At 59.6% G+C, this 25,264-nt stretch carries 24 protein-coding genes; 15 read left to right on the top strand and 9 right to left on the bottom strand.

All coding sequences use genetic code 11. The features are described from left to right. Positions 1-60: 60 nt before the first annotated feature. From O3A94_10000 to O3A94_09990, 3 genes are read right to left on the bottom strand one after another with little or no spacing between them, the layout of a single operon-like run. The gene (locus O3A94_10000; protein ID MDA1356587.1) at positions 61-354 is read right to left on the bottom strand and encodes a hypothetical protein; all 294 of its coding nucleotides are present in this window, start codon (positions 352-354) and stop codon (positions 61-63) included. 7 nt (positions 355-361) lie between these two features. After that, positions 362-2,299, bottom strand: a complete 1,938-nt coding sequence (locus O3A94_09995; GenBank protein ID MDA1356586.1) for a M48 family metallopeptidase — start codon at positions 2,297-2,299, stop codon at positions 362-364. 24 nt (positions 2,300-2,323) lie between these two features. Further along, the gene (locus O3A94_09990) at positions 2,324-2,920 is read right to left on the bottom strand and encodes a LemA family protein (protein MDA1356585.1); all 597 of its coding nucleotides are present in this window, start codon (positions 2,918-2,920) and stop codon (positions 2,324-2,326) included. A gap of 264 nt (positions 2,921-3,184) precedes the next feature. Here O3A94_09990 and O3A94_09985 point away from each other — a divergent pair, with 264 nt between their 5' ends. The 6 genes from O3A94_09985 to xth all read left to right on the top strand — a co-directional run bounded on the left by O3A94_09985 (position 3,185) and on the right by xth (position 10,189). Continuing rightward, positions 3,185-3,871: an outer membrane lipoprotein carrier protein LolA gene (locus O3A94_09985; protein ID MDA1356584.1), complete on the top strand. Its 687-nt coding sequence runs from the start codon at positions 3,185-3,187 to the stop codon at positions 3,869-3,871. A gap of 18 nt (positions 3,872-3,889) precedes the next feature. Beyond that, positions 3,890-4,660, top strand: a complete 771-nt coding sequence (locus tag O3A94_09980; protein ID MDA1356583.1) for a gamma-glutamyl-gamma-aminobutyrate hydrolase family protein — start codon at positions 3,890-3,892, stop codon at positions 4,658-4,660. Between the two features lie 173 nt (positions 4,661-4,833). After that, positions 4,834-5,055 (top strand): DUF1127 domain-containing protein, encoded by a 222-nt coding sequence (locus O3A94_09975; protein MDA1356582.1) that lies wholly within the window; start codon positions 4,834-4,836, stop codon positions 5,053-5,055. Between the two features lie 313 nt (positions 5,056-5,368). Next, positions 5,369-7,429, top strand: a complete 2,061-nt coding sequence (locus tag O3A94_09970) for a hydantoinase/oxoprolinase family protein (GenBank protein ID MDA1356581.1) — start codon at positions 5,369-5,371, stop codon at positions 7,427-7,429. Between the two features lie 12 nt (positions 7,430-7,441). After that, positions 7,442-9,340: a hydantoinase B/oxoprolinase family protein gene (locus O3A94_09965; GenBank protein ID MDA1356580.1), complete on the top strand. Its 1,899-nt coding sequence runs from the start codon at positions 7,442-7,444 to the stop codon at positions 9,338-9,340. A 45-nt stretch (positions 9,341-9,385) separates the two neighbouring features. Beyond that, on the top strand, positions 9,386-10,189 hold the full coding sequence (gene xth, locus O3A94_09960; protein ID MDA1356579.1) for an exodeoxyribonuclease III: 804 nt from the start codon (positions 9,386-9,388) through the stop codon (positions 10,187-10,189). A 4-nt stretch (positions 10,190-10,193) separates the two neighbouring features. On the opposite strand, the gene O3A94_09955 is transcribed toward xth, so the two are convergent. Then, positions 10,194-10,901 carry an RraA family protein gene (locus tag O3A94_09955; GenBank protein MDA1356578.1) on the bottom strand — a complete coding sequence of 236 codons (708 nt, stop codon included), beginning with the start codon at positions 10,899-10,901 and terminating at the stop codon, positions 10,194-10,196. A gap of 94 nt (positions 10,902-10,995) precedes the next feature. Between O3A94_09955 and O3A94_09950 the strand changes: the two genes are divergently transcribed. Then, positions 10,996-11,982 (top strand): Gfo/Idh/MocA family oxidoreductase, encoded by a 987-nt coding sequence (locus O3A94_09950; GenBank protein ID MDA1356577.1) that lies wholly within the window; start codon positions 10,996-10,998, stop codon positions 11,980-11,982. A gap of 26 nt (positions 11,983-12,008) precedes the next feature. Here the strand turns inward: O3A94_09950 and O3A94_09945 are convergent, their stop codons facing one another. Further along, entirely contained in the window at positions 12,009-12,416 is a 408-nt protein-coding gene (locus O3A94_09945) for a cupin domain-containing protein (GenBank protein MDA1356576.1), read from the bottom strand. Continuing rightward, positions 12,376-13,335: a transcriptional regulator GcvA gene (locus O3A94_09940; protein MDA1356575.1), complete on the bottom strand. Its 960-nt coding sequence runs from the start codon at positions 13,333-13,335 to the stop codon at positions 12,376-12,378. The genes O3A94_09945 and O3A94_09940 overlap by 41 nt, the downstream gene beginning before the upstream one ends. Positions 13,336-13,457: 122 nt before the next feature. Between O3A94_09940 and O3A94_09935 the strand changes: the two genes are divergently transcribed. Then, positions 13,458-13,694 carry a DUF1127 domain-containing protein gene (locus O3A94_09935; protein ID MDA1356574.1) on the top strand — a complete coding sequence of 79 codons (237 nt, stop codon included), beginning with the start codon at positions 13,458-13,460 and terminating at the stop codon, positions 13,692-13,694. Positions 13,695-13,727: 33 nt separating this feature from the next. Here the strand turns inward: O3A94_09935 and O3A94_09930 are convergent, their stop codons facing one another. The 3 genes from O3A94_09930 to O3A94_09920 form a co-directional block, all read right to left on the bottom strand. After that, positions 13,728-14,216 carry a hypothetical protein gene (locus O3A94_09930; GenBank protein ID MDA1356573.1) on the bottom strand — a complete coding sequence of 163 codons (489 nt, stop codon included), beginning with the start codon at positions 14,214-14,216 and terminating at the stop codon, positions 13,728-13,730. A gap of 42 nt (positions 14,217-14,258) precedes the next feature. Further along, positions 14,259-14,732 (bottom strand): cyclic nucleotide-binding domain-containing protein, encoded by a 474-nt coding sequence (locus tag O3A94_09925; GenBank protein MDA1356572.1) that lies wholly within the window; start codon positions 14,730-14,732, stop codon positions 14,259-14,261. A gap of 105 nt (positions 14,733-14,837) precedes the next feature. After that, entirely contained in the window at positions 14,838-17,621 is a 2,784-nt protein-coding gene (locus tag O3A94_09920) for an ATP-binding cassette domain-containing protein (protein ID MDA1356571.1), read from the bottom strand. 143 nt (positions 17,622-17,764) lie between these two features. On the opposite strand from O3A94_09920, the gene O3A94_09915 reads away from it, so the two are divergent. The 7 genes from O3A94_09915 to O3A94_09885 are packed head-to-tail and all read left to right on the top strand — an operon-like array spanning position 17,765 to position 25,211. Beyond that, entirely contained in the window at positions 17,765-19,057 is a 1,293-nt protein-coding gene (locus O3A94_09915) for a glycosyltransferase (protein ID MDA1356570.1), read from the top strand. A gap of 3 nt (positions 19,058-19,060) precedes the next feature. Then, complete coding sequence (locus O3A94_09910) at positions 19,061-20,224, top strand: glycosyltransferase family 4 protein (protein MDA1356569.1); 1,164 nt, start codon at positions 19,061-19,063, stop codon at positions 20,222-20,224. Beyond that, positions 20,221-20,823: a histidine phosphatase family protein gene (locus O3A94_09905; GenBank protein ID MDA1356568.1), complete on the top strand. Its 603-nt coding sequence runs from the start codon at positions 20,221-20,223 to the stop codon at positions 20,821-20,823. The genes O3A94_09910 and O3A94_09905 overlap by 4 nt, the downstream gene beginning before the upstream one ends. After that, on the top strand, positions 20,820-21,959 hold the full coding sequence (locus O3A94_09900) for a glycosyltransferase (protein ID MDA1356567.1): 1,140 nt from the start codon (positions 20,820-20,822) through the stop codon (positions 21,957-21,959). The genes O3A94_09905 and O3A94_09900 overlap by 4 nt, the downstream gene beginning before the upstream one ends. Then, positions 21,956-22,732 carry a polysaccharide deacetylase family protein gene (locus tag O3A94_09895; protein ID MDA1356566.1) on the top strand — a complete coding sequence of 259 codons (777 nt, stop codon included), beginning with the start codon at positions 21,956-21,958 and terminating at the stop codon, positions 22,730-22,732. The genes O3A94_09900 and O3A94_09895 overlap by 4 nt, the downstream gene beginning before the upstream one ends. Then, positions 22,732-23,319 (top strand): hypothetical protein, encoded by a 588-nt coding sequence (locus O3A94_09890; GenBank protein ID MDA1356565.1) that lies wholly within the window; start codon positions 22,732-22,734, stop codon positions 23,317-23,319. Before O3A94_09895 ends, O3A94_09890 begins: the two co-directional genes overlap by 1 nt. Continuing rightward, positions 23,316-25,211, top strand: a complete 1,896-nt coding sequence (locus O3A94_09885) for an ABC transporter ATP-binding protein (protein MDA1356564.1) — start codon at positions 23,316-23,318, stop codon at positions 25,209-25,211. The genes O3A94_09890 and O3A94_09885 overlap by 4 nt, the downstream gene beginning before the upstream one ends. Positions 25,212-25,264: the final 53 nt, after the last annotated feature.

Raw genomic sequence — 25,264 nt, 5'->3', positions numbered from 1 at the left:
TGTGGTATGGCGCAGGAGGGATAGAAAATTGTCATTTATTAACAGTGATTTATTTTACTATTAGGCGGACATATCCTCCGCAACGGTTCTGCCGCCGGCCGATAAGCTGACGATCTTGAGGACACTGGCCAGGACGACGACGGCGACAACGCCCGCACCGACGAGAGCATAGGTTTGCCAACCTATTCTCACAAATAGCGATCCGCCGTCGTGCACCGCGTCGTGATCAAACGCGACGAACAGCAAGACAAAAAGAAAAGTCATGACGACTAAGGCGAGAACGGCGAGAGCGAATAAGAAGACCAGCAAAACCGTTTTTCTCCGGGCGCGGTCTTGGGCTTCGAAGAAGTTCATGGCGGGTTCAGCTCGCCGCCTTGGCTGGGAGGACCAAGGGCATCGGACAATCGAGGACCCCCGAAAACGCGCGCAGCAATTTTAATTCGACGGGCAATATTATCTGGTCGTTTAGGACACTAGCGGCGCAGGCCTTCAATAGGCGCGGTTTGTCCTCGGGCGCCAGTCGGGTGAGTCTGTCCAGGGCGCGATCCAAAGCCGCCAGACTAATTTGATTCTTCTCCACCAGACTAATTTCACTATTGCTTAATTTTTCCGATGCCGCGGTGAATGCTTCTTCGATGTCTACTCGAGCTTGATGACCGGCATGGGCCAACGCGGAGAGAATTAGTGCGACTTCCTTGCAGTATCGGTCGAGACGATAGGTCGGTGATTTGCGGCGCATCGGTCCAGAGAAATGTTCCTCCAAATGACTAAACAGAATCTTCCGCAATACCCATTCAAGCATGTCGACTTCTGCATCAGTTTCAATCAGCGCGGTTAGGTTTTTCCGAAACACTCGATACTGATCTACGGACAACTGCTTCAGGCCTGGGACAGCCATTATGATTAATGTTGATCGATATGTGATATCCAGTCCGGCCATTTCCGCCATGAAGGTACGCGTTAAGGCGACAACGTCCGGCTCAGCGTGCTCTGTCAAATGCGTAAATTGCCGCTCGCGTATCAAACGATCCGAATCCAGCATCAGTGAATAAATCACAGCGGGGGCACCGTAGGATTCGCCGGCAGCGTTCACAACGCTCACGGGCAGCGCATCTATAAGATTTCTGGCGTGCTCAATCGTATCCTGTCGCGGATTGCCAATTTGATCGATTGCCAGTGCAAAATCCTCCATCGTGGCGCTGGCGACGATCGTGGCGGTTTTTTTTACGCGGCCGCCTCGCGCGCCGTACATTCTCTCAATGCCTTTTTTCTCCCCCGACCGGGATTCGGAAATATCGATCTTGAAGAATTTGCCGCCCCAGCCAGGATCGATGCGTCGGATGCGCGCACTCAACGACGGATGCGTGGCGAATAATGATTGCAATATTCCGGAGACGCCCTGGGCAAATAAGCTATGGCTGATTTCGGCGGCGGCTGGAGTTTTAATTTTCGACCCTGCGCCTAGCCCACCGATTTTTTTCAACGCGCCGGCGATCCCGTCCGGATTGCGGGTATACTGAACCGCAGCGGCGTCCGCCAGAAATTCCCGCTGCCGGCTTACTGCGGCTTTGATGAGTCCACCGAAAAATGAACCGGCAAACCCGATGGCCATCAACACCCAGCCGGGTATCCACAATCTCCAATCGCCGCGCGACTTCCGCCGACGGCCATATGCGACACAACGCCCTATTTGCCCGATTATTAATATCCCGTGCAGAATGCCGGTCAGGCGAATATTGAGGCGCATATCGCCGTTGAAAATATGACTGAACTCATGGGCGATGACGCCCTGCAACTGATCTCGGTCGAGATGATCTATGGTCCCGCGGGTTACCCCGATAACGGCATCGCGGGGCGAAAAACCAGCCGCAAACGCGTTGATCCCGCGCTCCTCCGTGAGCACATAAACCGGCGGCGCCGGCGTGCCGGAAGCGACAGCCATTTCCGCCACCACGTTCAACAATCTACGCTGTTTTAGATTGCGCGTATTTTGTGCGATCAGTTTTGCGCCGAGCGATTCCGCGACGATTTTACCGCCGGCCGATAGTTGAGACATCTTGGACCAACTGCCATGACTTATGACAGCGACGACACCTATCCCTATAACGCCAAATACAGGCCAATTTACGACCTCGGGTCCTGGTCCAAGAATTTCATGAAGTTTACCTGCCCGAATAAGGTAAGCCACCCAGAAAACAAAGTTCGTCACCAAGGCCATGATGACCACTGCCAAGCCAAACAAGAAGACAAGCAGCGCTGTTTTTTTGCGCGCGCGGTGCTGGGCTTCGAAGAAGTTCATGCAAGCTTCCCGAGCTGAGCGCCTCTAGAAAGAAACCTTCGGCGCGTCTTGGATAGCCTCACTGTCCTCAAATTCCAGGAAGATGGCGTCCTGAGTATGTCCGAACCAAGCCGCGAAAAGCATCGGCGGAAAACTTTGTTTGTAGTTGTTGTAGGCCAACACCTGATCGTTCAAGGCCTGACGGGCGAAGGAAACTTTGTTTTCAGTACTGGTCAGTTCCTCGGACAATTGCATCATGTTTTGATTGGCCTTTAGGTCCGGATAGGCCTCCATCACAACGTTCAATCCGCTCAGAGCGCCGGCCAATTTTCCTTCCGCGCCGATCAAATCTTTTATCAATCCAGCGCTGCTCGGGTTGGCGGCGGCCTTGGACAACATATCCGCCGCAGCATTGCGCGCCGCGACCACCGCCTCCAGAGTTTCACGCTCATGGGTGATATAGCCTTTGGCGATCTCGACGAGGTTCGGGATCAGATCGTAACGCCGTTTTAATTGCACTTCGATCTGGGCGAACGCGTTGTTGATGCGATTTCTCAGCGAAATCAACCTGTTAAAAATCGCGATCACCCACAGAACGATCAACGCGGCAACGATCAAAATTATTATTATTGCGATTGTCATGTTCCCCGCCCTCTTTACATGAGCCCCAAGGTTACGATCTTACCGCGAAAAAAATCGAGGTACCAGCGGTTGTAGATCACCAACAAAACTAACCTGGAGAAATTTTTGCAACTCGCCTAACACGCGCTTTTTGCCCAGCGAGTATGAAGAACCCGTGGGTCAAGCACCGCGTAGCGCTGTCGGCCCATATTAATTTTAATCCAATTAACGGCCGCTCGCAGATAAAGTTGGCGAACTCTGCCCAAGCGCTTACATAATGGCGGCATGATCCGTTATTTCTCAGCCCGCCCGACAGCGCGCCTGTTTGTTCCGATAGTGCCTATACTGCTGTGGGCGCTGCTGGCTTGGGCGCCGCTCCATGCCGAGGAATCGACGGAGTTTGAGGGCGCCATCCCGGCGGTGCTCAATGCCGATGAGGCGAGCTGGTTGCAGCGCGCCGAGGATTATTTCAATTCGATCGATTCGATACGTGCCGTGTTTTTTCAAACATCGTCGGAAGGCGGCACGGCCGAAGGGGTTTTTTATCTCAGCCGGCCGGGGCGGCTGCGCGTTGAGTATTTGCCGCCGACACCGGTGTTGATCGTGGGCGACGGGCTGTTGCTGCATTTTCACGATACCGAGCTTGGCCAGGTAAACGACTGGCCGATTTTCGATACGCCGCTTGGCGCGCTTAGTTCCGACGAGGTCAAGTTCAATGACGATCTGATCGTTACCGAATTCCGCCGGCGCTCGGGCGCGCTCGCCATCACGCTGGTTAAGCGCGAGGACCCCGGCCTTGGCAGCCTCACGCTTTTTTTTAGTGAAGCGCCGATGGAGCTTAAGCAGTGGAAGGTGATCGACGCGCAAGGGTTGGTGACGACCGTGGCGTTGCTCGACGCCGAGACCAATATCGTGCTCGACAATAGGCTGTTCGTGTTTGACGATCCGCGTGAAGCGCGCCAGGACCGTTGAACGGCGGCGGAGCGGGCGATGACTGACGAAGCGCCGACACCTTTGATCGCGCTTTCGGCCTGCGTGCGCGAGATCGGCATTCACCCGTTCCATGTGGTTGGCGAAAAATACATCACCGCCGTGCGCGACGGCGCGGGCGGCTTTCCGTTGCTGCTTCCGTCGCTCGGCGAGGCCAGTGGGCCTGACGAGATATTGGCGCATGTCGACGGCCTGCTGTTTACCGGCAGCCCGTCCAATGTCGAGCCGCATATTTATGGCGGCCCACCCAGCGCCGATGGCACCCTGCATGATGCCCAGCGCGATGGCGCCACCCTGCCGCTTATTCGGGCGGCGGTGGCAGCGGGGGTGCCGGTGCTGGCGATCTGCCGGGGCTGTCAGGAGTTTAACGTGGCGCTCGGCGGCAGCTTGCATCAGGCGGTGCACGAGGTTGCCGGGCGGCTCGACCACCGCGAAGACAAAAGCCTGGCGCGCGAGGCGCAATATGCGCCGGTGCATGGCCTCGATATTGTCGCCGGCGGAATTCTCGCCGAGCTGTGGCCAGACAAAGACGTTGCGGTCAATTCGTTGCACGCCCAGGGGGTCGACCGCCCGGCGCCCGGATTGCGCGTCGAGGCGAGGGCGCCTGACGGCCAGATTGAAGCGCTGAGCGGCACAGAGGCGGCGGGGTTTTGCCTCGGCATTCAATGGCATCCAGAATGGAAAGTGCGCGACAACGCGTTCTCCCTGGCGATATTTACGGCCTTCGGCGATGCCGCCCGGGAGCGCGCCCGGGAGCGCGCGAAGAATTAACCAGTTATTAACCTGACGCAGCACTGAATGTATTTTGATATGCGTATAACGCATGTCAGGCGTGCCATCCTGTGTGTTGTGAGATTTCCTAAAAACGCCATATTGAGTTTTAGACGCTGGTTATGTGGAACTGAAAGTTGGTTTGCATTGCTGGCGAGACGGCCGGCGAAACAATGCCGGAAAGCTCAAACAACCCGTATTCAGGAGATACACCGATGTTTGCCGATACCTTGATCTCAACCTTTCGCGGCTGGCAGAACCGCAGCCGCGTTAACCATGAACTCAGCGCCATGAGCGATCGTCAGCTCGCCGATATCGGCATTTCACGCAATGATATCGACGCAGTGGTCAGTGGCCGCCTTGTGCGCCGCGGCAGTCATCCGACGCGTTCGTAACGCGCCCGGTGCGGTGCGGGCTGGATCTTCACGTTTTTTTGAATTGTCCGTGCCCACCACCGACGCCACATCCTAATCAACGGTCAGTCCGTATCGGATTTCGTCCATCCCCCCCCGGGGCCTGACCAACGGCCCTTCGGACACAGATACGGACCCCTACCCTACTCAGGGTCCCCCACAACTGGCGGATCGGCGCAAGCCGATCCGTCTTTTCTTTGCCGTCATTTCATCATCTGCTCATCCGTGAAATACTCGCGCCGTTCGGTCTGCGAGTGGCGTGGCCCGAAGCAATAATCATAAGCGGAGGGGGCGTATGTCCTATCGTTTGGGCGTCGATGTCGGAGGGACTTTCACCGACCTTTTGCTGATCAACGAAGCAGACTCTTCGTTCCACATCGCCAAAGTCCCGTCGACCCCCGACGATCCTTCGATCGGCGTGTTGAACGGCACCGACCGGGTGTGCGAGCTGGCCGGCATCGAGCCAACCGAAATCGACCAGGTGATGCATGGCAGCACGATCGCCACCAATGCCATTCTCACCGGCCAAGGCGCGCGCGTTGGCCTGGTGACGACTCAGGGCTACCGCCATATTCTGCAAATCGCCCGATCCTTTGTTCCCGGCGGCCTCGGCGCCTGGGTGATCTTCAACAAGACCCCGCCTCTGGCGCCCCTCAGGCTTACAATCGAAGCGAATGAGCGCATCGGCGCCAAGGGCGAGATTGTCCATCCGCTGGACGAAGCGGCGTTGCGCGACTCGCTCCGGCGCCTCAAACGGCGCGGTATCGAGGCCCTCACCATCTCGTTGTTTAACTCGTATACCAACGATGTCCATGAGCGTGCGGCGGGGCAGATTGCCGCGGAGGAATTGCCCGGCGTGCCGGTATCGCTGTCGTGCGACGTGATTCCGGAGATGCAGGAATATGAGCGCGCCATCACCACAGTGTGCAATTCCTATGTGCGCCCGATCGTCTCAAAATATGTGCGCAATTTGAGCGACGAGTTGAAGCGCCGTTCGCGCAAAGTGAAACTCCATTTGCTGCGCTCCGACGGCGGCCTCACCACGCCGGCCGGCGCCGAGACCGTACCGGTTAACCTGCTCATGAGCGGCCCGGCCGGTGGCGTCGCCGGGGCATTGTGGATTGCTCGCCAGGCCGGCTTCGATAATTTACTCACCTTCGACATGGGCGGCACATCCACTGATGTCTGCCTGATCCAGGGCGGCGTCGCGCAGACCCGGCGCGACACCACGGTCGGCGATTTGACGGTGCGCGCATCGTCCCTCGACGTGCGCTCGGTCGGGGCTGGCGGCGGCTCGATAGCCCATGTGCCCGAGCTGACCAAGGCGCTCCGCGTCGGCCCGGAAAGCGCTGGCGCCGATCCCGGCCCGGCCGCCTACGCCAAGGGCGGCGTGCAACCAACCGTCACAGACGCCAATGTCGTGCTGGGTTATTTGCCGGCCTCGTCACGCCTCGGCGGCGACATGGAAATCGACCGCGCCAAGGCGGAAGCAGCGATTGGCCACATCGCCGACGCGCTCGGTTTTTCCACCGAGCGCGCCGCCCAGGGAATTTACGATATCGTCAACGAACACATGATCGGTGCGCTCAGGCTGGTGTCGGTGCAGAAGGGCAATGATCCGCGCGACTTTGCGCTCATGGCATTCGGCGGCGCCGGGCCGCTGCATGGCAACGCGCTGGCTCGCATTTTGAATTGCTGGCCGGTGATTGTGCCACCCGGGCCGGGGGTGCTGTGCGCCTACGGCGACGCCACGACGCGCTCGCGGGATGAAGCCTCGCGCAGCTTGATGCGGCGCTTTTCCGAAACCAGCGCCGACGAGGTCGGCGATATATTTGCCGAACTTACCGCCGCCGCGTCGCGCACGCTGGACGGCGAGGGAATTTCCGAATCCGAACGCAGCAACAGCTACGAGGTCGATGTGCGCTATTCCGGCCAGATCCTGTCGCTGCCGGTGCCGGTCGATATCGACGCGTTCCGCGAACATGGCCTCAACGCGATTGCCGAGACTTTCGACAGCCTGCACGAGAAGCTCTACACCTTCGCGATTGAAACCGAACATGAGCTCATTAATCTCCGCGCCATCGTGCAGGGGCGCGAGACCCTAGCCTATGCCGAGCGCATCAAAGACGGCAGCGCCGATGCCAGCGCCGCCAAATATTCGGAGGAGAATATCTTCGCCGATGGCGAATGGCAGCAGGCTGCCGTGTACCGCCGCGATCTTCTGAAATGCGGCAATGTCCTTGTCGGCCCAGCGATCGTCACGCAATTGGATTCAACCACACTGATCTTGCCCGGCCATAACGGCGAGATCGACAGGTTCGGCAATATTTTGATCCGCCCGATCGGGCCGAGTTGAGGGAGCGACCACATGCCCGCGACAATCATAGAGACCAATCAAACCCCGTTTCAGACCGTCGATGTTGATCCCGTCGATCTTGATATCATCGAAAATGCGCTCAGAAGTGCGCGGTTTGAGATGGACGCAGTACTGTTCCGCACCGCCATGTCTCCGGGCATCCGCGAACAGCATGATGAGTTTCCGCTTATCGCCAACCGTGACGGCAAGATGGTCGTCGGCCAGTACGGCGCTTTTATCCATACGTTTTTGCAAGTCTATGAAGGAGAAATAGAGGAAGGCGATATCTTCCTGACCAATGACCCTTATTCCTGTGACGGTGCGATCAGCCACACGCCGGATTGGCTGGTCCTGCTGCCGGTCTTCAAGCAAGGCCGCGTCATCGGCTGGGCCTCGATGTTCGGCCATATGACCGATAATGGCGGGCGCGTTCCGGGCAGCATACCAACCGACGCGCAGCAGATTTTCGAGGAAGGGATCATAATTCCGCCGTTGAAGCTCTACCAAAAGGGCGTTCTGCAAAGCGACATTCTCAAGCTCATCCTGCACAATTGTCGCATGCCAGAATGGAACCGCAGCGATCTGCACTCGTTGATCGCGGGCTGCCGCCTGGCAGCCAATCGGGTGAGCGAATTGTCCAGCCGCTTTGGCGACGATGTCTATTACTCGGCTCTGAATGAACTGCTAGAGCGCACCCGGCGCGCAGTGCGCGATCTGATCATCGCCAATGTTCCAGAGGAGAAACAATATTTCGAGGATTGGGTGTGCGACGACGGCTTGGGCATGGGCCCTTACCGCATTGCGTGCTCCATGTGGCGCGAAGGCGAAAAGCTGATGATGGATTTCACCGGGACCGACCCGCAATCCGCCGGCCACATTAACTTCTACTGCAATGAAGAAATGACCAAAATGTATTGCGGCGTATTTATGATTTATCTCGCCGATCCGCAAATATTGTTCAATGACGGCTTTTACGATGTGATGGATATCAAAATACCTAAGGGCTCCCTGCTTCTGCCGCAAAAGCCGGCGGCACTTTCGGGCCGCACACATGCGCTTGCCCGGGTGTGTGATGTGCTGAACGGCCTGTTCGGCCAAGGCAATCCGGACTACCTCTGCGCCGCAGGCTTCTCCGCTAGTCCGCATTTTTTCTTTTCCGGCCACAATGAATATGGCGAGTGGTTTCAGCAATATCAGATCGGCTTCGGCGGTATCGCCGGCAAGCCGTCAGGCGATGGCGCCGACGGCCACGCGATGTTTCCGGATTTCATGAATGTGCCGAATGAATTTGTCGAGGCGATGTATCCGCTCAGAATCGAGATATACGCGGCGATACCCGACACCGGCGGCGCCGGATTGCACCGCGGCGGCAACGGCATCCACACCGGCTACCGCTTTTTGCGCGAGGGCCAAGTATCGATCCATGACGATCGCTGGCTGACTCACCCGTGGGGCGTCAAGGGCGGCCTGCCGGGTGCGCGCAGCTCCAAAATTCTTGAGCGCGCCGACGGCACGCGCACGGTGCTGCCGGCCAAAGTAGACCGCGTCAAAGTGGTGCCGGGCGATATTTTGCATTTCCGCACCTGGGGCGGCGGCGGCTGGGGTGACCCCTTCGCGCGGCCGCCAGAAATTGTTCTGGAGGAAGTGGAAGGTGGGCTGGCGACGATTGAAGGGGCGACGCGCTATGGCATCGTCATCGTCGAAGCAGACGGTGATTTCAGCATCGATGCGGACGCCACCGCAGCACTCCGCAAAAAAATGATCGCGGCGCGCGGCGACGATATTCCGCTATTCGACAAAGGCGGCACATTGTCCGAGCTGATCGCGCGCTGCGAGGAAGACACCGGGCTCGCCCCGCCGTCGCCACCGGTGTTTCCGAGCTGGGTGCAAAGGGACCAAGCGGCAGAGTAGATGCGCGACCGTCACAGGTGACAGAAAAAGAAAGATCAAAACACCATGCGTATCTGTACTTGGAATGTGAATTCCGTCCGTATCCATACCGAGCATATCGAACGCCTGCTCAGCGAACAGCAGCCCGACCTTCTCTGCCTGCAGGAAATCAAGGTGGTGAACGAATTGTTCCCGCCGGGGCTGGGCGAAGCGCTCGGCTATCAGCATCAATTGATCCACGGGCAAAAGGCCTATCACGGCGTCGCCATTCTCTCGCGCCTGCCGTTCACACACAGCGAGACACGCCACTGGTGCGGCAAGGAGGATGCGCGCCATGCCTGGGTGACGGTGAAAGCCGAAGACGGTAAAAAGCTTGAGCTGCATAATTTTTACGTGCCCGCCGGCGGCGATGTACCGGACCCGGAGGAAAACGAAAAATTTGCCCACAAGTTGCAATTTCTTGACGAGATGGCAGCGTGGTTCACGGAACGGCGCAAGAAATCAAATCGCTTCGTGCTGGTCGGCGATCTCAATGTGGCGCCGCTCGAAAACGATGTGTGGTCGCACAAGCAGCTGTTGAAAGTGGTCAGCCACACGCCGGTCGAAGTGGCGGCGATGGCGCGGGTCTATGACTCGCATGACTGGGTCGATGCGATCCGCCACTTTGTGCCCGAGGACGAGCAGATTTTTTCGTGGTGGAGCTACCGCGCGCGCGATTGGGAACTGTCGAACCGCGGCCGGCGGCTCGACCATATCTGGGTGACGCCGGCGCTGAAGGACAGCCTTGCCGCAGTGGCGGTGATCAAAGAAGTACGTGGCTGGACCAAGCCGTCCGACCACGCGCCGGTTATTGTCGATTTAAATTTATGATCGCTTAGTGAATATCGCCGGCCTCGGCGAACGCCTTCTCGATCATATCGACGGAAAAATTGCCGCTCTTGCAGGCGTCCAGCACCGGTTTTTCACGCCGCATGCAGAGCGCCGCGGCTTCGGGCACCTGGCGCGCTACGTCATGCGGGATGATGACCGCGCCGTGACGATCCGCATGGATCAGATCGCCCGAGCGTGTGACCATGCCATGGACATTCACTTCGCCGCCGCAATCGACCAGATGCACAAAGGCGTGGCTCGGGCTGACCGAACCGGAGAGCAGCTGAAAACCTTCGGCGATCATGTCGAGATCGCGCACCGAGCCGGAGGTGACGACGCCGAGCGAACCCAGCGCCTTGTGCACATTGGTATGCACTTCTCCCCACCACGAACCGAAACCGGGCGGCGTGTCGATATCCTCGATCACCATCACGGTGGGACCGGCGCCCGCTTCGATATAGCGATAATAGGCCAGGCGCGCCGCGGTCTGATCCTGATTGTCGGCCGAAGGCGATGCCGCCGCGCGCACCCGCGCAGTGCGGGCATAGCCAACCATTGGCGGCAATTCGGGAAAGGCGCAATGCAGATGGCTCACGGTGAAGCCGACCGCGCGCCGTTCCGGCGAAACAATTTCCAACGCGTTGCAGATTGTGGGAGTGTCGATCTCGCTCAGCAGCGATAATTCCTGTTCGTTCAGCGGTGTATCGGTCATCAGCGGTGTATCGATCAATGGACTGGCCTTTCTGGTTCACGCATGTGATCGCAACGGGATATATAACGCGCCCTGAAGGGCAAGGACAGGAAGCGTGGCAAAAAAGCTAAGAATGGGCGTCGCCGGCGTTGGCCATTTCGGCAAGTTTCACGCCGCCAAGATCGCCGCCTCACCGGCCGCCGATCTGGTGGCGGTGGCCGATAGCAACGGCGAGCAGGCGCGCGAAGTGGCGGCGCTGTACGGCATTCCCGGCTTTGACGACCCGCGCGACATGCTCGGACAACTCGATGCCGTGACAGTAGCCGTGCCGACACGGGCGCATTTCGAGGTGGCACAGGGCTTTCTCGAAGCCGGCGTGCATGTGCTGCTGGAAAAACCGATCGCCGACAATCTTGATGACGCTCGACGCCTGATCGCGCTGGCGCATGAAAAAAACCTGGTGTTACAAATCGGCCATCTGCCGCGCTTCTCCGGCGCGGCGCAATTTCTTCACCGCCGCCTCAACAACCCGCTGTTCATTGAGAGCCTTCGCATCGCACCGTTCAAGCCGCGCGGCACCGATGTCAGCGTGATCCTCGATCTGATGATCCACGATCTCGATTTCATCCTATCGCTGGTGCAGGCCCCGATCGCGTCGATCGACGCCGCCGGCGCGCCGGTGTTTTCTGATTCGGAAGATATCGCCAACGCCCGGGTTAAATTCGCCAACGGCTGTATCGCCAACATTACCGCGAGCCGCATCAGTCTGAAGACCGAGCGCCAGATGCGCATCTTCCAATCGGACGCCTACATCGCCGTTGATTTCGACAAGCGCAAGACGCGCATCGTTGCTAAGAAAAGCGCCGGGCCGGTCGCCGGCTTTTCTGACATCGATGTGGAAGAGCAGAGCTATGAGGAAGTGGACGAGCTTGAGCGCGAGGTCGAAGCCTTCATCGCCGCGGTGCGCGACGGCACGGCGCCGGTGGTGAGTGGCGAGGATGGTCTCAGGGCCCTCGAAGCCGCGTTGAATGTAACCGACAGCCTGCGCGCCAACTGGGACATCGTGCAGGCCGCGACGAGTAAAGCCGAAGACGACTCGTAAACCGGCCGCCACGCTGACTCGGTGAACTAGCTCTCGGTCGTGCTGAAATCAGCCGGGCTTGTGACTTCGAGCAGCTCGAGATCCGGCGAATGGCCGAGCACGGCATGGTGGATGCCGGGCGGTTGAAGAACGCTATCTCCGGCTTCGAGGCGCACTTCGCCGACGCCTTCATAGTCGAACGTCATCCAACCCTTGAGGATATAGACAAGCTGGAAATCAAGCTCATGCCAATGTTCCGCCGCGACCTGCTGCCCGGTGCCGCCGATGCGCACGATTTGGGCATGAAACCGGCCTTGCGTCGCTGCGGCAATATCGAGATCGCGGTATTCGAATTTCTGCCGCAAGCCGCCGCTCTTAAATCCACCGTCCCGCGCGCGCGAAATTGCAAAGCCTTCAGGATTGATTTGCTTCGGCTTGGCTACGCTCTTCGCCATGACTCGCCTCCTGGCTGGTACGCGCTTCTTCCAGCAACCAATTGCTAAAAGCAGCGACCGCAGGGCGCTGCATTGCTCCCTCAGGATAGGCGATATAATAGGCAAAGTCGCCTGGTAAGCCCATGGCTTCGAACGGCCGCACCAAGCGACCGTCCGCCAAAGCGTCGGCGACTAAGACGCCACGCCCCAAGGCGACGCCCTGACCATCGACAGCGGCCTGAATCACCAAATAGGAATGGCCAAAAAATGGGCCGCGTTCGCTGTCGATACCGCCATCGGCACCCACCGCACGCAACCAGGTTTGCCAGTTCACGTCGCCATGCGCGTGGGTCATGTCATCGTGCAACAGCGTATGATGGATCAAATCTCTAGGTGTGCGGAGGGGATGCGGGCCGTCGAGCAGGGCCGGGCTGCACACCGGAAAGATTTCCTCCGTCATCAAGGGTATGGCGGCAACGCCGGGCCACATGCCGCTGCCGTAGCGGATCGCCATATCGACTTCCTGGCGGTTGAAATCTACCAAGCCATCCGATGGCAGAATGCGCACGTCGATCTCGGGATGACGCCGGCGGAAATTTTTTAGGCGCGGCATCAGCCACTGAGCGGCAAAAGAATCGAGTGTCGTCACAGTGATCGAACGCGAATTGATGTCGCGCAACAGTCGCGCGGTCGCGCCTGCCAATCCGTCCAAAGCCTGAGTCGCCGCGGGAAAATACGCAGCGCCCTCCTCGGTCAAGCTGACGGCACGGTTGAGGCGGCGAAACAACGGCAGGCCGAGCCATTGCTCGAGCGATTTGATCTGGTGGCTGATCGCCGCCTGAGTCACGTTCAATTCATCCGCAGCATGAGTAAAGCTAAGGTGCCGGGCCGCCGCCTCAAAGGCACGAACCGCATTCAGCGGGGGAATTTTACGAAACATTGCAATATATTACATTAGAAAAATTTATCATTCCATGAATTCTTATCGTTTGCGCCGACCCCGCGACCGCCATAATTCTTGCACTGTGCAGGAGCGCTATGGTTGCGGGAAGGAAGGCGAATATGGCCCGGGAACAGTATGTCGGTAGCGACGCCGCAACCCGCCACATGGTGCGGCCGCGGCGCGGTTTGGCGATCCTTTCGGCCGGATCTTGTGTCTTGAATGTTCTCTATCTTTGGCAGGCGCGCATTGATGAGCGGCGCGAATTGGGCTGCGTCGACGAACGCTTGTTAAAGGATGCCGGTATCACTCGGGCCGACGTCGTGCAGGAAACAAGCAAACCCTTCTGGCGAGCGTGACGCCAGCCACCAAAATCACCGGAGTCACCGGTGTCACAAGGCGCGGTACATGAAATAACGCTCGGCTTCGACGCTTGGCGGCGCCTCAAGCGGCTTGAGGCCGGCATCATGCAAAGGCTGATCACACACCACCACAGCGCCCGGCGCCAGCAACGGCCGAATCGCCGGCGCCAACCAGGTGGCAAGAGCCGCCGTCTTCACGACGTTGCCACTGCCGATATCGCCGTGCAGCAAAGCAACTGGCGCGCCGAGACGCGTCATGGCGTCAGGCAGCGTCGCACGGAAATCGCCGAGAAACAGATGCCCTGCGTCGGGCACACAATCTGGATGCGCGGCAACTTGGCGGTCGAATACGAAAATCTCGCGTGCCGGAAGAAGGTGGCGCAAATGGTCATAGGTGCGCCCGTTGCCAAGCCCCAATTCGATCACCGGCCCCGGGAGATCGGCGATCCGCCGCGCCGCGTCGGCGAGGCAATCGCGCTGCGCGGCGGCGCGGCGGACGAAGCTGTCGAGCCGGCTCATGGGTAAAAATCGCGGTAAATATCGCGGTAAATATCGCGCCGCCTATTTTTGTTCGGCCTCTTTCAATTTACCAACGGCCTCCTGCAGCCGGCGGTTGGTGCGCTCCAGCCGAAACGCCAGCTCGCGCATGACCTCGACCGACATTTGTGGAAACTGCATGACCAGCTGGAAAAACACATCCTTGGAGATGCGCAAGGTGGTCAGTTTGCTTTTTGCGGTGATCGTCGCAGTACGCGGCACATCGCAAAGAATGGCGATTTCACCCACCCAATCGTTCTGCTTGACCGTTGCCACGACGATTGGGCCGCCCGGCGTGTTGATGATGATGTCGGCCTCACCTTCAACGATCACGTATGCGGTATCGCCCGAATCACCCTGGTTGAACAAACTGTCGCCCGCGGCATAGGTGAGGCGCTCGCTGGTAAAGGCCAACAATTTGAGCTTGGCGGCGTCGAGGTTGCGAAACAGTGGAACGTTTCTAAGAAGATCGACGTCCTGTTGTAGATCCGTGGCCATGAGTTGCTCCTGAATCCTATCAGTCCCGCCGCAGGACAATTCACTTATATCGGGTCGCGGCCGTACAGGCCCAAGGGGTGAAGGAATAAATTTATTAATTCTCTCTTATTCGTTGTCCAGTAGTTCCTTGAACGCGGTGCCAGGCTGGTTCAATGCGGCAAAGTCTCCGTCTTCCACCACCCGGCCATTCTTCATCACCAATATTTGTTTAAATCGCTCGGCGTCGCTGGCGCGGTGGAGAGACCAGATGACTCCCTTGCCCGAAAATTCCGCCAATACATTGTTGAGAATGCGCGTTTGCGTGGTGTTTTCGAGAACCACCGTGGCCTCAGACAAGATGAGCACTTCGGGGTGCTTCATCACGGCGCGGGCGATGGCGAGTTTTTGGCGTTGCGTGGAAGAAAGACGCGAGCCTGCAATGCCGGCCTGAAAATCGAGCCCGACCTCCATAACCGTGGAGCGCAGATCCTGCACGTCGATGACCTCGGAGACCAGCTCGCCGATTTTCTCCGCCGCTTGCGCCTGACCATAGGCCAATTTACCGAACAAAATATTATCCTGCAGAGTTGCCGCTGAATTGTATTTTTCGGCGTCGAACATCTCGATCGAATTCTGCAATTCCTCAGGCAGTTCCTCGTGAAAGATACGCCGCGCCTCGAGGATTTTAACTTGCATATCCTCATCGATGAGACCGAGCCGGTGCCGCGCGGGGATCAATTTGAACGGCAGTGACAACAGACGCGTGCGATCTTCGACGCCCAATTCGGAGAGCTTGTCCTTATCGGTATGGGTTGCCAGAGTCTGGTATTCGGGCAAATCGTCGGCGCTGATAAAGCTGAAGCGCTGGAACAATTCGTGATCCGGCGGCAAATCGGCGAACAGTTCGATCATCGTGGCGGTGAGTTGGTGGCCGCAGCTCAGCAGATCGTCGATCAAATCCGCTTTTTCCAGCACTTCCAAAACATAGGAATTCTCGGCCAGCTTCTCCATATCGAAGGCGTCGCCGACTGGATTTCCGAAGATAAGGTTTTCCGCCAAAGTGGCATTCAGATTATAGCTCGCGCGGTCGAACGGCTCGACCAGTTCGGCATAGGCTGGCTCTTTGAGGCGCGCCATCAGCGCGGCGCGGGCTTTGAGAATACGCTCAGCCGCCTCGCCGCTCTCCGTCGGGTCGAGCGAGCCACGCATGCCGTATTGGTAAACATCCTCCTCCATGTCGGCGATTTTGATCGCCTTGAGCGCGGCCGTCGCGACGCCATCCGGCGAGCCCATGCCGGCGCCATCGTAATCCACCCAATCGTGATAAATATCATGCTTGGAATTACCGGCGCGAGCCGATTCGGCGAGCCAACTCCGGCGCGACGCAGCAGCGTCCGGCGGATCGTCGCCGCCTTTCTTCCGCTTCTTCCGTATCTTTGCCTGCTTTCCTGCGGGTTCCTGCGCCTCGGTGGCTTCCGACGTCTCGACGGCCTCTGCCGGGGCGGACTCCTCTTCCTCACGCGGACGATGCTTCAGGCCATACAGCAGATTCTCCATCAGGCTGGACGAAAAGATGTAGGCGTTCTGCCCAACAAAGCCAATGCGCCGCCCGGTCACCGATTCCGGCAAGTCGCTCAACTCTTTACCGCCGGCGTTGAGCCGCCCGCCGGTCGGCTCGATGAGGCGCGCCAGCAACAACATCAGCTCTTCCTTGCCGCTGCCCGAGGAGCCAACGATGGCGACATGATCGGAAACCGGAAACTTGAAACTGACGCCGTTGACGATGGTCACCTGGTCTTCGTCTTGCAGGCTCAAATTGGCCGCCGCGACTTCGCCCTCCCACGACTCAAACTCGTCGGCGTCCGAATATTGTTTGTCTTCATCCATCAGGCCTTGAGGCTCAAACTGGCTGATCACCTGGTCATATTTGATCCGCGAATCGGCCTGAATTTGGTAATAGGTCAACAGTTCCTTCCACGGCGGCGACAGGTCCTTATAGGCGGCCAATACGGCAACCAACGAACCCATCGATATTTTTCCTTCAATCACCAAATAGCCGCCAATCGAAAAGAAAAAGAACGGTGTGAGCTGGGCCAGCAGATTGTTCAGGAACTTGATGAAGAACTTTTTGTTGTAAATCTGAAAACGAATGAGGTAGATCGTGCCCAAGCGCTCGGAGAAATCGGCCAATTCATACTGCGCTGTGTCGTTGGCGTGGATTTCCTGAATACCGGAAACCGATTCACCGATCTTCTCCGACAGCTTGCGCACCTCGCGCACACGCGCTTTGCCCAGCATATTCACGCGCTTTTGCAGCTTCGGGATGATCCAGCCCTGAACCGGATAGAGCAGGATCGACGCCGCCCCCATCAGAGGATCCTGTGAGAAGATGTAAAAGATCGCCGTCAACAGCAGGCCACCCTGGAGGGCCGGCACGGCGAAGGCATCGCCGATAAAGCCGCCGAGCGGCTCGACCTCGGCGGTGATCATTGGAATCAGCTCGCCCTGACTCACCTTGCGGAAATGCGACAATGGAAAGCGCAGGATGCGCGAATAGAGCAGGAATCTGAGACGCCGCAGCATGCGCTCACCCATGCGGCCTTTATAGATGTTGATGTACATCTTAAAGCCGCCGTTAACGAGCACGAGAAAGAGGAAAATGATGCACAGCGACCCCAACAGGGTCAGCTGTTCCATGTCCACTAATCCGATACCGAACATCTTCAGCGGGCGCGGAAACTCATCGCCGATAACGGCCGGATTGTCGACCTCCAACGCCGAATTGATGATCAACTTGGGGATATCAAGCGAAGCATAGTAAAACGGCATAGAGAATACCGTCACCAAGAGGATATAAAGCTGCTGCCCCTTGGTGTGTTTGAAGATAAATTTATAGATATTCTTGTCCATACGGACAGACGCTCGCTAATAGCTCCCCGGGCTCGGCGGTCTAGGTTAGTGTACCGGCCCGCTGCGGTAAACAGTGCGTTCATGAAATGCTTGCAATTACATACCTGTAGAGCCAACCGCCCAGGCGAGGCGCGGCATCGGCTATGAGCGACGCTGTGGCATTTGTGCTCAAGGGCTATCCGCGGCTCTCCGAAACCTTCATTGCGCAGGAAATCAGGGCGCTGGAGAAGCGTGGCCTTGATATCCGGCTCTATTCGCTGCGCCATCCCACCGACCGCGAACGCCATCCGGTGCACGGCGAAATCGTCGCTCCCGTGTGCTATCTGCCGGAATATCTGCACCACGAGCCGATTCGCGTGGCCCGCGCCTGGCGGGCCCTGAGGCGCGCCCCCGGTTACGCCGCCGCGCGGCGTTGCTGGCTCGCCGATTTCCGCCGCGACCGTACGCGCAATCGCATCCGCCGGTTTGGCCAAGCCCTCGTGCTGGCGCATGAATTAGCGCCCGACATCACCCATTTACACGCCCATTTTCTCCATACTCCCGCCTCCGTGACGCGCTATGCCGCCCTGTTGCGTGGCCTCAAATGGAGCTGCTCGGCCCACGCCAAGGATATTTGGACTTCAGCGCGCTGGGAAAAATCGGAAAAGCTTGCGGATTGCACCTGGGCCGTGACCTGCACGCGGGCAAACTTCGAGCATCTATCTGCCCTGGCGCCCGAGGGCCGCGTGCATTTGAGCTATCACGGCCTTGATCTGACGCGCTTTCCACCCGCGCCACAGCCGCTAGAGTTGCCGGAGCCGTTGGGGGCCCGACCGGAGCGCGACGGCAGCGTGGCCGAGAATCCGATGATGATTCTCTCGATCGGCCGCGCGGTTGAAAAAAAGGGCCATGACGATCTACTTGCTGCGCTGGCGCGCCTCCCCGATACCCTGCATTGGCGATTTGAACTAATCGGAGGCGGGCCCTTACAGGAGCGTTTGAAGGACCAAGCCGAGCGCCTCGGCATCGCCGACCGCTGCATCTTTCGTGGCGCCTTGGCGCAAGCCGCCGTGCTCGACGCCTACCGCCGCGCCGATCTGTTTGCGCTGATGAGCCGCCAGGCGGCCGATGGTGACCGCGACGGCCTGCCCAATGTGCTGATGGAAGCGCAGTCCCAAGGCCTCGCTGTGGTGGCGACCAATATATCCGCCATCCCCGAATTGATCGCGCCGGAGCGAAACGGCCTGCTTGTCGCTCCTGGTGATATCGACGGCGCGGCTCAGGCGCTGAGGCGCCTGATCACTGACGCAGGCTTGCGCGATCGCCTCGGCAGCGCTGGACGGGTTCTGGTGCACGAGAAATTTTCCCTCGAGCCCTGCATCGAATCGCTGGCGCTGCGGTTCGGGCTGGCGCCACGCTTTGGGCTGGCGCCAGTGGCTCCAACGCCGGTACGTTAACGGATGCGCATCGCTTTTTACGCGCCGATGAAGGCGCCCAACCATCCGTCGCCCTCGGGCGACCGGCGCGTCGCCCAACTATTGTGGCGGGCGCTTGAAATGGGCGGCCATGAGGTGACGTTGGCGTCGGATTTTCGCGCCTATGACGGTGACGGCGATGGCGCGGCGCAGCGCGCGCTGGCGAAGCGCGGCGCCGCGATTGCGGCGGCGATGATCGCCGACTGGCAGGCCGCCGACGGCCCACCACGGCCCGATCTCTGGTTCTCCTATCATCTCTACCACAAGGCACCGGATTGGCTCGGCCCGGCGGTCAGTGCGGCGCTCGACATTCCCTATGTTGCCGCTGAGGCGTCTTACGCGCGCAAGCAGAGCGGCGGACCCTATGGTGCCGGCCTCGAAGCGTCGCTGCGCGCCATCGCCCGCGCCGACGCGATCTTGTCTTTTACGCCGGAAGACCAGGAAGCGCTCTTGCCGGTGGTAAAGAACCCGGCCTGCCTGCATCGCATCGCGCCGTTTCTCGAGGCGGCGCCCTACCGCGCGGCACGCGCCGAACGCCTGCGGCACCGCGAGGCGCTTGCCGTGCGTCATGGCCTTGACGTAAATCGCCCGTGGTTGCTGACGGTCGCCATGATGCGCCCCGGCGACAAGCTGGCCTCCTACCGTCTGATGGGCCGCGCGCTCAACCTGATCGCCGATCCGCCGTGGCAGTTGCTCGTCGTCGGCGATGGCTCAGCACGCGAGTCGGTGGAGGAAGCGCTGCGGCCGATCGGCAGCGACAATGTAGTTTTTGCCGGCAAACAGAACGCCGAAGATTTGACCGCCTACTACGCGGCGGCGGACTTGCTGGTTTGGCCGGCGGTGAACGAAGCGTTCGGCATGATTTTTCTAGAAGCGGCGGCGGCGGGACTGCCAGTGGTCGCGGGAAACTGGCGCGGCGTGTCTGAGATTGTCGCCACTGGCGAAACCGGCATACTGATCGACCCGTGGAACGAAGTTGATTTTGCCGAAGCGGTGGTCGATCTGACCCGCGACAACGCGCGGAGGATGGCCATGGCCGAAGCGGCGGCGGCACGGGCGGAATCGAAACACGGCATGACGGCGGCAGTTACGGTTTTGAACCAGGCTCTCGCGGCGGCGCAGGCCATACGACGAGGGACACGACAATGACACGGTTGGTCATGATCCGTCATGCGACGACAGCCTGGAACGAGGCGCGCCGTCTACAAGGACTTACGGATATTGCGCTTAGCGCAAAAGGCTGGGCCGAACTCGCCGGCTGGCGTTTGCCGGCGGAATTCGCCGACGGACGCTGGGTCTCCAGCCCCTTGCTGCGCGCGGTGCAGACGGCGCGCGCATTGGGCGCCTGGCGACTGACCTGCGAGCCGCGCCTGGTCGAGATGCATTGGGGCGAATGGGAAGGCCGGACGCTCGACGAATTGCGCCTCAATGACCCGCAATATATGACCGAGGTCGAAGCGCGGGGCCTGGATTTTTCTGCCCCCGGCGGCGAAAGCCCGCGCCAATTGCAGGAGCGCTTGGCGCCCTGGCTGCGCGAGATCGCGGCGGATAAGGGCACGGTGATCGGCGTCTGCCATAAGGGCATCGTGCGCGCCCTTTTTGCCCGCGCCGTGGGCTGGGATATGCTCGGCCGCCCACCGATCAAGTTCGATTGGAACGCCGCCCAGGAGTTTCACCTGGATGCCGAGGGCCGGCCCAGCCTGGCGCGCAGCAATGTGAGTCTGATCGCGGCCCCGAGTGCGGGATGAGCGAGGGGCGGGCGCTGATCTGGGTACAGCATCTTCTCGGCATCGGACATCTACGGCGCGCCGCCGCCCTCGCCCGGGCTCTGGCGGAACGCGAATTCGACGTGCTGCTGGTGTCCGGCGGCATGCCGCTGCAAGGACTTGATCTGGGCGCCGCAAAATTCGAACAATTGCCGCCGCTGCGGTCCACCGACGCCACCTTTTCAGCCACCGTGGATGCCGACGGGCGCGAGCCCGATAGCGCCTTTCGCGCCGCCCGCCGCGACCGCTTGATCAGCCTGTACCGCGCCCATCGGCCACAGGTGATCATCACCGAAATGTATCCGTTCGGACGGCGTCAATTCGCCGCCGAACTCCTGCCGCTGTTTGAGGCGGCGCATCACAGCCGGCCGAAACCGGCGATTTTCGCGTCGGTGCGCGACATCCTCACGGAGCGTGGCGACCCGGCACGCAACAGCGAGATGGCACGCCTGGCGCTGCGCTGGTACCGCGCCGTCCTGGTGCATGGCGACCCAGAGCTGATCCCGTTCGAGGCGAGCTTTCCGGAAGCCGCGCGCATCTCTCATCTGATCCGCTATACCGGCTATATCGGCGCCGTCGGCCCCGGCGGGCCTTACGGCGCATCGGGCGAAGTTGTCGTCTCAGCCGGTGGTGGCGCGGTCGGTGCCCATCTCCTCCAAACTGCCCTCGAAGCGCGCGAGTTGAGTGTCTTGGCGGACCGGCGGTGGCGTCTGCTGGCGGGGCCCAATTTACCGACGGAATGGTTCGATGCGCTGAAGCGCTTGGCGCATGACGGCACGGTCGTGGAGCGCGCGCGTAGCGATTTTCCCGCTCTTCTCGAAGCCGCCGATCTTTCTATTTCGCAGGCCGGTTACAATACCGTCCTGGACGTGGTGAGCGCGCGGGTGCGTTCGGTTCTCGTCCCGTTTGCCGCCAAGGGCGAAACTGAACAAACTGTGCGCGCTGAGCGCATGGCGGCGGCAGGATTGGCGCAGATTGTGCGCGAGGACGGGATGACACCAGAGCGCCTCGCCGCGGCTGTCGACGCGGCCTGGGCGGCGCCGCGGCCCGACGTAAATATCGGCGTCGCCGGGGCCGGAGAGAGCGCCCGAATCATATCCGAATCGGTTTCATTATGACCAACTGGCAAGCGTTGGACGATGAACTAAGCGTCTGGGCCGGGAACGGGCAGCGCGCCGGATTGTGGTGGCGCGACGACGACGCGGCGGAAGATTCACCGGCGCTGCGCCAATTGCTCGGCCTCGCCGGCGGCGATGCGCCGCCGGTGGTGATCGCCGTCATACCAGCCAAATTAAGCGACGCAGCGGCGGACCAGATCAGCGCTGGCGCCGGGCAAGGCCATTGGGTGGTGCAGCATGGTTACGCGCACGCAAACCATGCGCGCGATAATGAGAAAAAGATCGAACTGGGCGGCAGTCATCCGGCCGATCTGTGTGAGAGCCAGTTGCGCGCCGGACTGGCGCTGCTGTCGGCGCGTTTCGGGACGCAATTTCTGCCAATTTTGGTGCCGCCCTGGAACCGCATTGCGCCGCACCTGATACCGCGCCTGCCGGCGCTCGGCTATGCCGCAATCTCGACCTACGGCGCCCGCGATGCGGCGCAAGCCGAGACCGGCCTCAGTCAGATAAATTGTCATGTCGACATCCTCAATTGGCGCCAAGGCGCCGTATTTGTCGGCGAAACCGAGGCGTTGAAGCTTACCTGCGAACATTTATTGGCGCGCCGCCGGGGCACTGCGGATGCCGACGAGCCGACCGGCTTGCTGAGCCATCATTTGCGCCACGACAAAGCTGCATGGCGGTTCCTGGCGGAATTTTTCGCCCGCACGACCGACCATCCCGGCGCCCAGTGGATTGCGCCCGCCGACTTGTTCGGCGCGGCAACCGCATAATGGACGAATCCAACCAACAGCCCAGCCAGCGCCCCACCCAGCGTCTGCGCTATCCGGCGCGCGCTATCATACTGGATTATTTCTATACGGCGCTGGGCCTGGCCTTCACCTTGGTTCCCCTGGCCCTGGTCACGCCACTTCCGGCGGTCACCGGTGTTCTCGCCGGGTTCGCGGTTTTGTTTTTCGTATTTGGCCTGCGCACCGCGATCCGTCACAATACATTTGTCGAGGTCTCGAATGGCGGTGTAACGTTGCGTAGCCTGTGGGGCTCAAAGGTGACTTGGAGCGAATTACGCGAGGTCAAGCTGAGCTATTTTTCGACCAGACGGGACCGGCATGGAGGATGGATGCAGCTTCGTCTGAGAGGACAGAAACGGACGATTCGAATGGATTCCACGCTCGAAGGATTTGAAATACTTGTGGCGCGCGCCGCACGCGAAGCGCGGGCACGGGAGCTCGAACTCGGCCTGGAGACAGTGCAGAATTTAATCGCGCTGGGCGTTGTGGATTCGGCTGACGCGATGTCTGGTGCCACAGATAATGTTGGCAGGGATGGTCGCCACGACGGTGGCGGGAGCGCGACGTGACAGACCTCCTGCAAGTCAACAATCTCAAAGTTCATTTCCATGTCGCCGAGGGAATCATCAAGGCGGTCGACGGCATCTCGTTCCGCATTCCCAAGGGCGGCACCGTGGCGCTGGTCGGCGAATCCGGATCCGGCAAATCGGTCGTGTCGCAAACCATCATGCAAATCCTACCCAAAGTGGCGAACATTGAGGGTGGTGAGATTTTGCTCGACGATCCGGCGACGGACGGCCCGCCGATCGACATCGTCAAACTCAACCCCAACAGTGCGCGCATGCGCGGTATCCGCGGCGGACGGATCTCAATCATTTTCCAGGAGCCCATGACCTCGCTCTCGCCGCTGCACACCGTCGGCGATCAGGTCGGTGAAGCATTTCGCCTGCATTACGACGCCGGCAAGAATGAGGTTAAAAGCACGACCCAGGAAATATTGCGCCTGGTGGGGTTTCCCGATCCCGCACGCGCGCTGAAAACATATCCGTTTGAGCTATCCGGCGGCTTGCGCCAGCGGGCAATGATCGCCATGGCGTTGATCTGCCGCCCGGCACTGCTCATTGCCGATGAGCCGACAACCGCGCTCGACGTCACCATCCAGGCGCAAATCCTCAAATTGATGAAGGATTTGCAGGGTGAACTCGGCATGGCGGTGCTGATGATCACGCATGACCTCGGCGTCGTCGCCAATGTCGCCGATGAGGTTGTTGTGATGTATCACGGCAAGCTCATGGAAAGCGGCACGGCTGAGGACATCTTCCGCAATGCCGAGCACCCCTATTTGAAATCCTTGTTGCGCGCGGTGCCGCGCTTCAACATGAAGCCCGGCGAACGGCTGGTGCCGATCCGCGAAATCAAAGCGGAAACCGGGACCATGCTCGAACAAACCAAGTTCGAGCCGCACGCGGCAGGCGCTGATCAAGCCTTGCTTAAGGTCTCGCATGTCACCAAAAACTTCATCATCCGCAAGGCCGGACTTATTGGCGACAAGTCGGCGGGCACCCTGTGCGCGGTTGACGATGTCAGCTTCGAAGTGCGGCGCGGCGAATGTCTCGGCCTGGTCGGCGAAAGCGGCTGTGGCAAAACGACACTCAGCAAACTGATCCTGCGCGCCATCGCCGCGGATTCGGGCGAGATCAAATTCAACGACCGCGGACAGGAAATCGACATACGCGGGCTCTCGACATCCCAGCTCATTCCGTTCCGTCGCAAGATCCAGTTCATCTTCCAAGACCCGTTCGGCTCACTCAATCCGCGCATGACGGTTTTCGACATCGTGGCCGAACCGCTGATTATTCATCGCATAGGCGACAAACAGGAGCGCCGTGAATTCGTACAGGAATTGATGCGCCTCGTCGGCCTCGACCCGCGCTATCTCAGGCGCTATCCGCATAGCTTCTCAGGCGGCCAACGCCAGCGTATCGGCATTGCGCGGGCGCTGGCGTTGCGCCCAGAAATGATCATTTGCGACGAACCGGTCTCAGCCCTCGATGTGTCCATTCAGGCGCAGGTGCTGAATTTGCTCAAGGATTTGCAGGATAAGCTGGGACTGACCTATCTCTTCATCTCGCATAATCTCGCCGTGGTCGATTACATCGCCCAACGCATTGCGGTGATGTGCGCCGGGCGACTGGTCGAAATTGCGCCACGCGAGCAACTATTTAAGAACCCCATACACCCCTATACCCAGGCACTGCTGTCCGCGGTGCCGGAGCCCAATCTCGACAACAAGCTCGATCTGAGTGCGTTGATGGAAGGCAAAGCTTCATCGCCCGCGGCCTGGCCGCAGCCGTTCACTATAGATGGCTCGGGTAGTTTGGGTTTGGTAGAATTCGAGCCTGGCCATTTTGTGCGCGCCGATCCGGCCCGGGCAGCCGGCATATCCGCCGCCGCATCGTGAGCGGCAAACGGCTCGAAGCGAAAGGATACTCCAGAAAATGAATATGTTAATCA

The organism is Pseudomonadota bacterium (assembly GCA_027624955.1).
GTDB lineage: Bacteria > Pseudomonadota > Alphaproteobacteria > UBA828 > UBA828 > PTKB01.
This window is presented reverse-complemented; position numbering and strand designations above follow the sequence as displayed.

Coding starts and splice junctions, on each gene's coding strand:
- O3A94_10000 (MDA1356587.1), bottom strand. CDS start 354: ATGAACTTCTTCGAAGCCCAAGACCGCGCCCGGAGAAAAACGGTTTTG.
- O3A94_09995 (MDA1356586.1), bottom strand. CDS start 2,299: ATGAACTTCTTCGAAGCCCAGCACCGCGCGCGCAAAAAAACAGCGCTG.
- O3A94_09990 (MDA1356585.1), bottom strand. CDS start 2,920: ATGACAATCGCAATAATAATAATTTTGATCGTTGCCGCGTTGATCGTT.
- O3A94_09985 (MDA1356584.1), top strand. CDS start 3,185: ATGATCCGTTATTTCTCAGCCCGCCCGACAGCGCGCCTGTTTGTTCCG.
- O3A94_09980 (MDA1356583.1), top strand. CDS start 3,890: ATGACTGACGAAGCGCCGACACCTTTGATCGCGCTTTCGGCCTGCGTG.
- O3A94_09975 (MDA1356582.1), top strand. CDS start 4,834: ATGCCGGAAAGCTCAAACAACCCGTATTCAGGAGATACACCGATGTTT.
- O3A94_09970 (MDA1356581.1), top strand. CDS start 5,369: ATGTCCTATCGTTTGGGCGTCGATGTCGGAGGGACTTTCACCGACCTT.
- O3A94_09965 (MDA1356580.1), top strand. CDS start 7,442: ATGCCCGCGACAATCATAGAGACCAATCAAACCCCGTTTCAGACCGTC.
- xth (MDA1356579.1), top strand. CDS start 9,386: ATGCGTATCTGTACTTGGAATGTGAATTCCGTCCGTATCCATACCGAG.
- O3A94_09955 (MDA1356578.1), bottom strand. CDS start 10,901: ATGACCGATACACCGCTGAACGAACAGGAATTATCGCTGCTGAGCGAG.
- O3A94_09945 (MDA1356576.1), bottom strand. CDS start 12,416: ATGGCGAAGAGCGTAGCCAAGCCGAAGCAAATCAATCCTGAAGGCTTT.
- O3A94_09940 (MDA1356575.1), bottom strand. CDS start 13,335: ATGTTTCGTAAAATTCCCCCGCTGAATGCGGTTCGTGCCTTTGAGGCG.
- O3A94_09935 (MDA1356574.1), top strand. CDS start 13,458: ATGGCCCGGGAACAGTATGTCGGTAGCGACGCCGCAACCCGCCACATG.
- O3A94_09930 (MDA1356573.1), bottom strand. CDS start 14,216: ATGAGCCGGCTCGACAGCTTCGTCCGCCGCGCCGCCGCGCAGCGCGAT.
- O3A94_09925 (MDA1356572.1), bottom strand. CDS start 14,732: ATGGCCACGGATCTACAACAGGACGTCGATCTTCTTAGAAACGTTCCA.
- O3A94_09920 (MDA1356571.1), bottom strand. CDS start 17,621: ATGGACAAGAATATCTATAAATTTATCTTCAAACACACCAAGGGGCAG.
- O3A94_09915 (MDA1356570.1), top strand. CDS start 17,765: ATGAGCGACGCTGTGGCATTTGTGCTCAAGGGCTATCCGCGGCTCTCC.
- O3A94_09910 (MDA1356569.1), top strand. CDS start 19,061: ATGCGCATCGCTTTTTACGCGCCGATGAAGGCGCCCAACCATCCGTCG.
- O3A94_09905 (MDA1356568.1), top strand. CDS start 20,221: ATGACACGGTTGGTCATGATCCGTCATGCGACGACAGCCTGGAACGAG.
- O3A94_09900 (MDA1356567.1), top strand. CDS start 20,820: ATGAGCGAGGGGCGGGCGCTGATCTGGGTACAGCATCTTCTCGGCATC.
- O3A94_09895 (MDA1356566.1), top strand. CDS start 21,956: ATGACCAACTGGCAAGCGTTGGACGATGAACTAAGCGTCTGGGCCGGG.
- O3A94_09890 (MDA1356565.1), top strand. CDS start 22,732: ATGGACGAATCCAACCAACAGCCCAGCCAGCGCCCCACCCAGCGTCTG.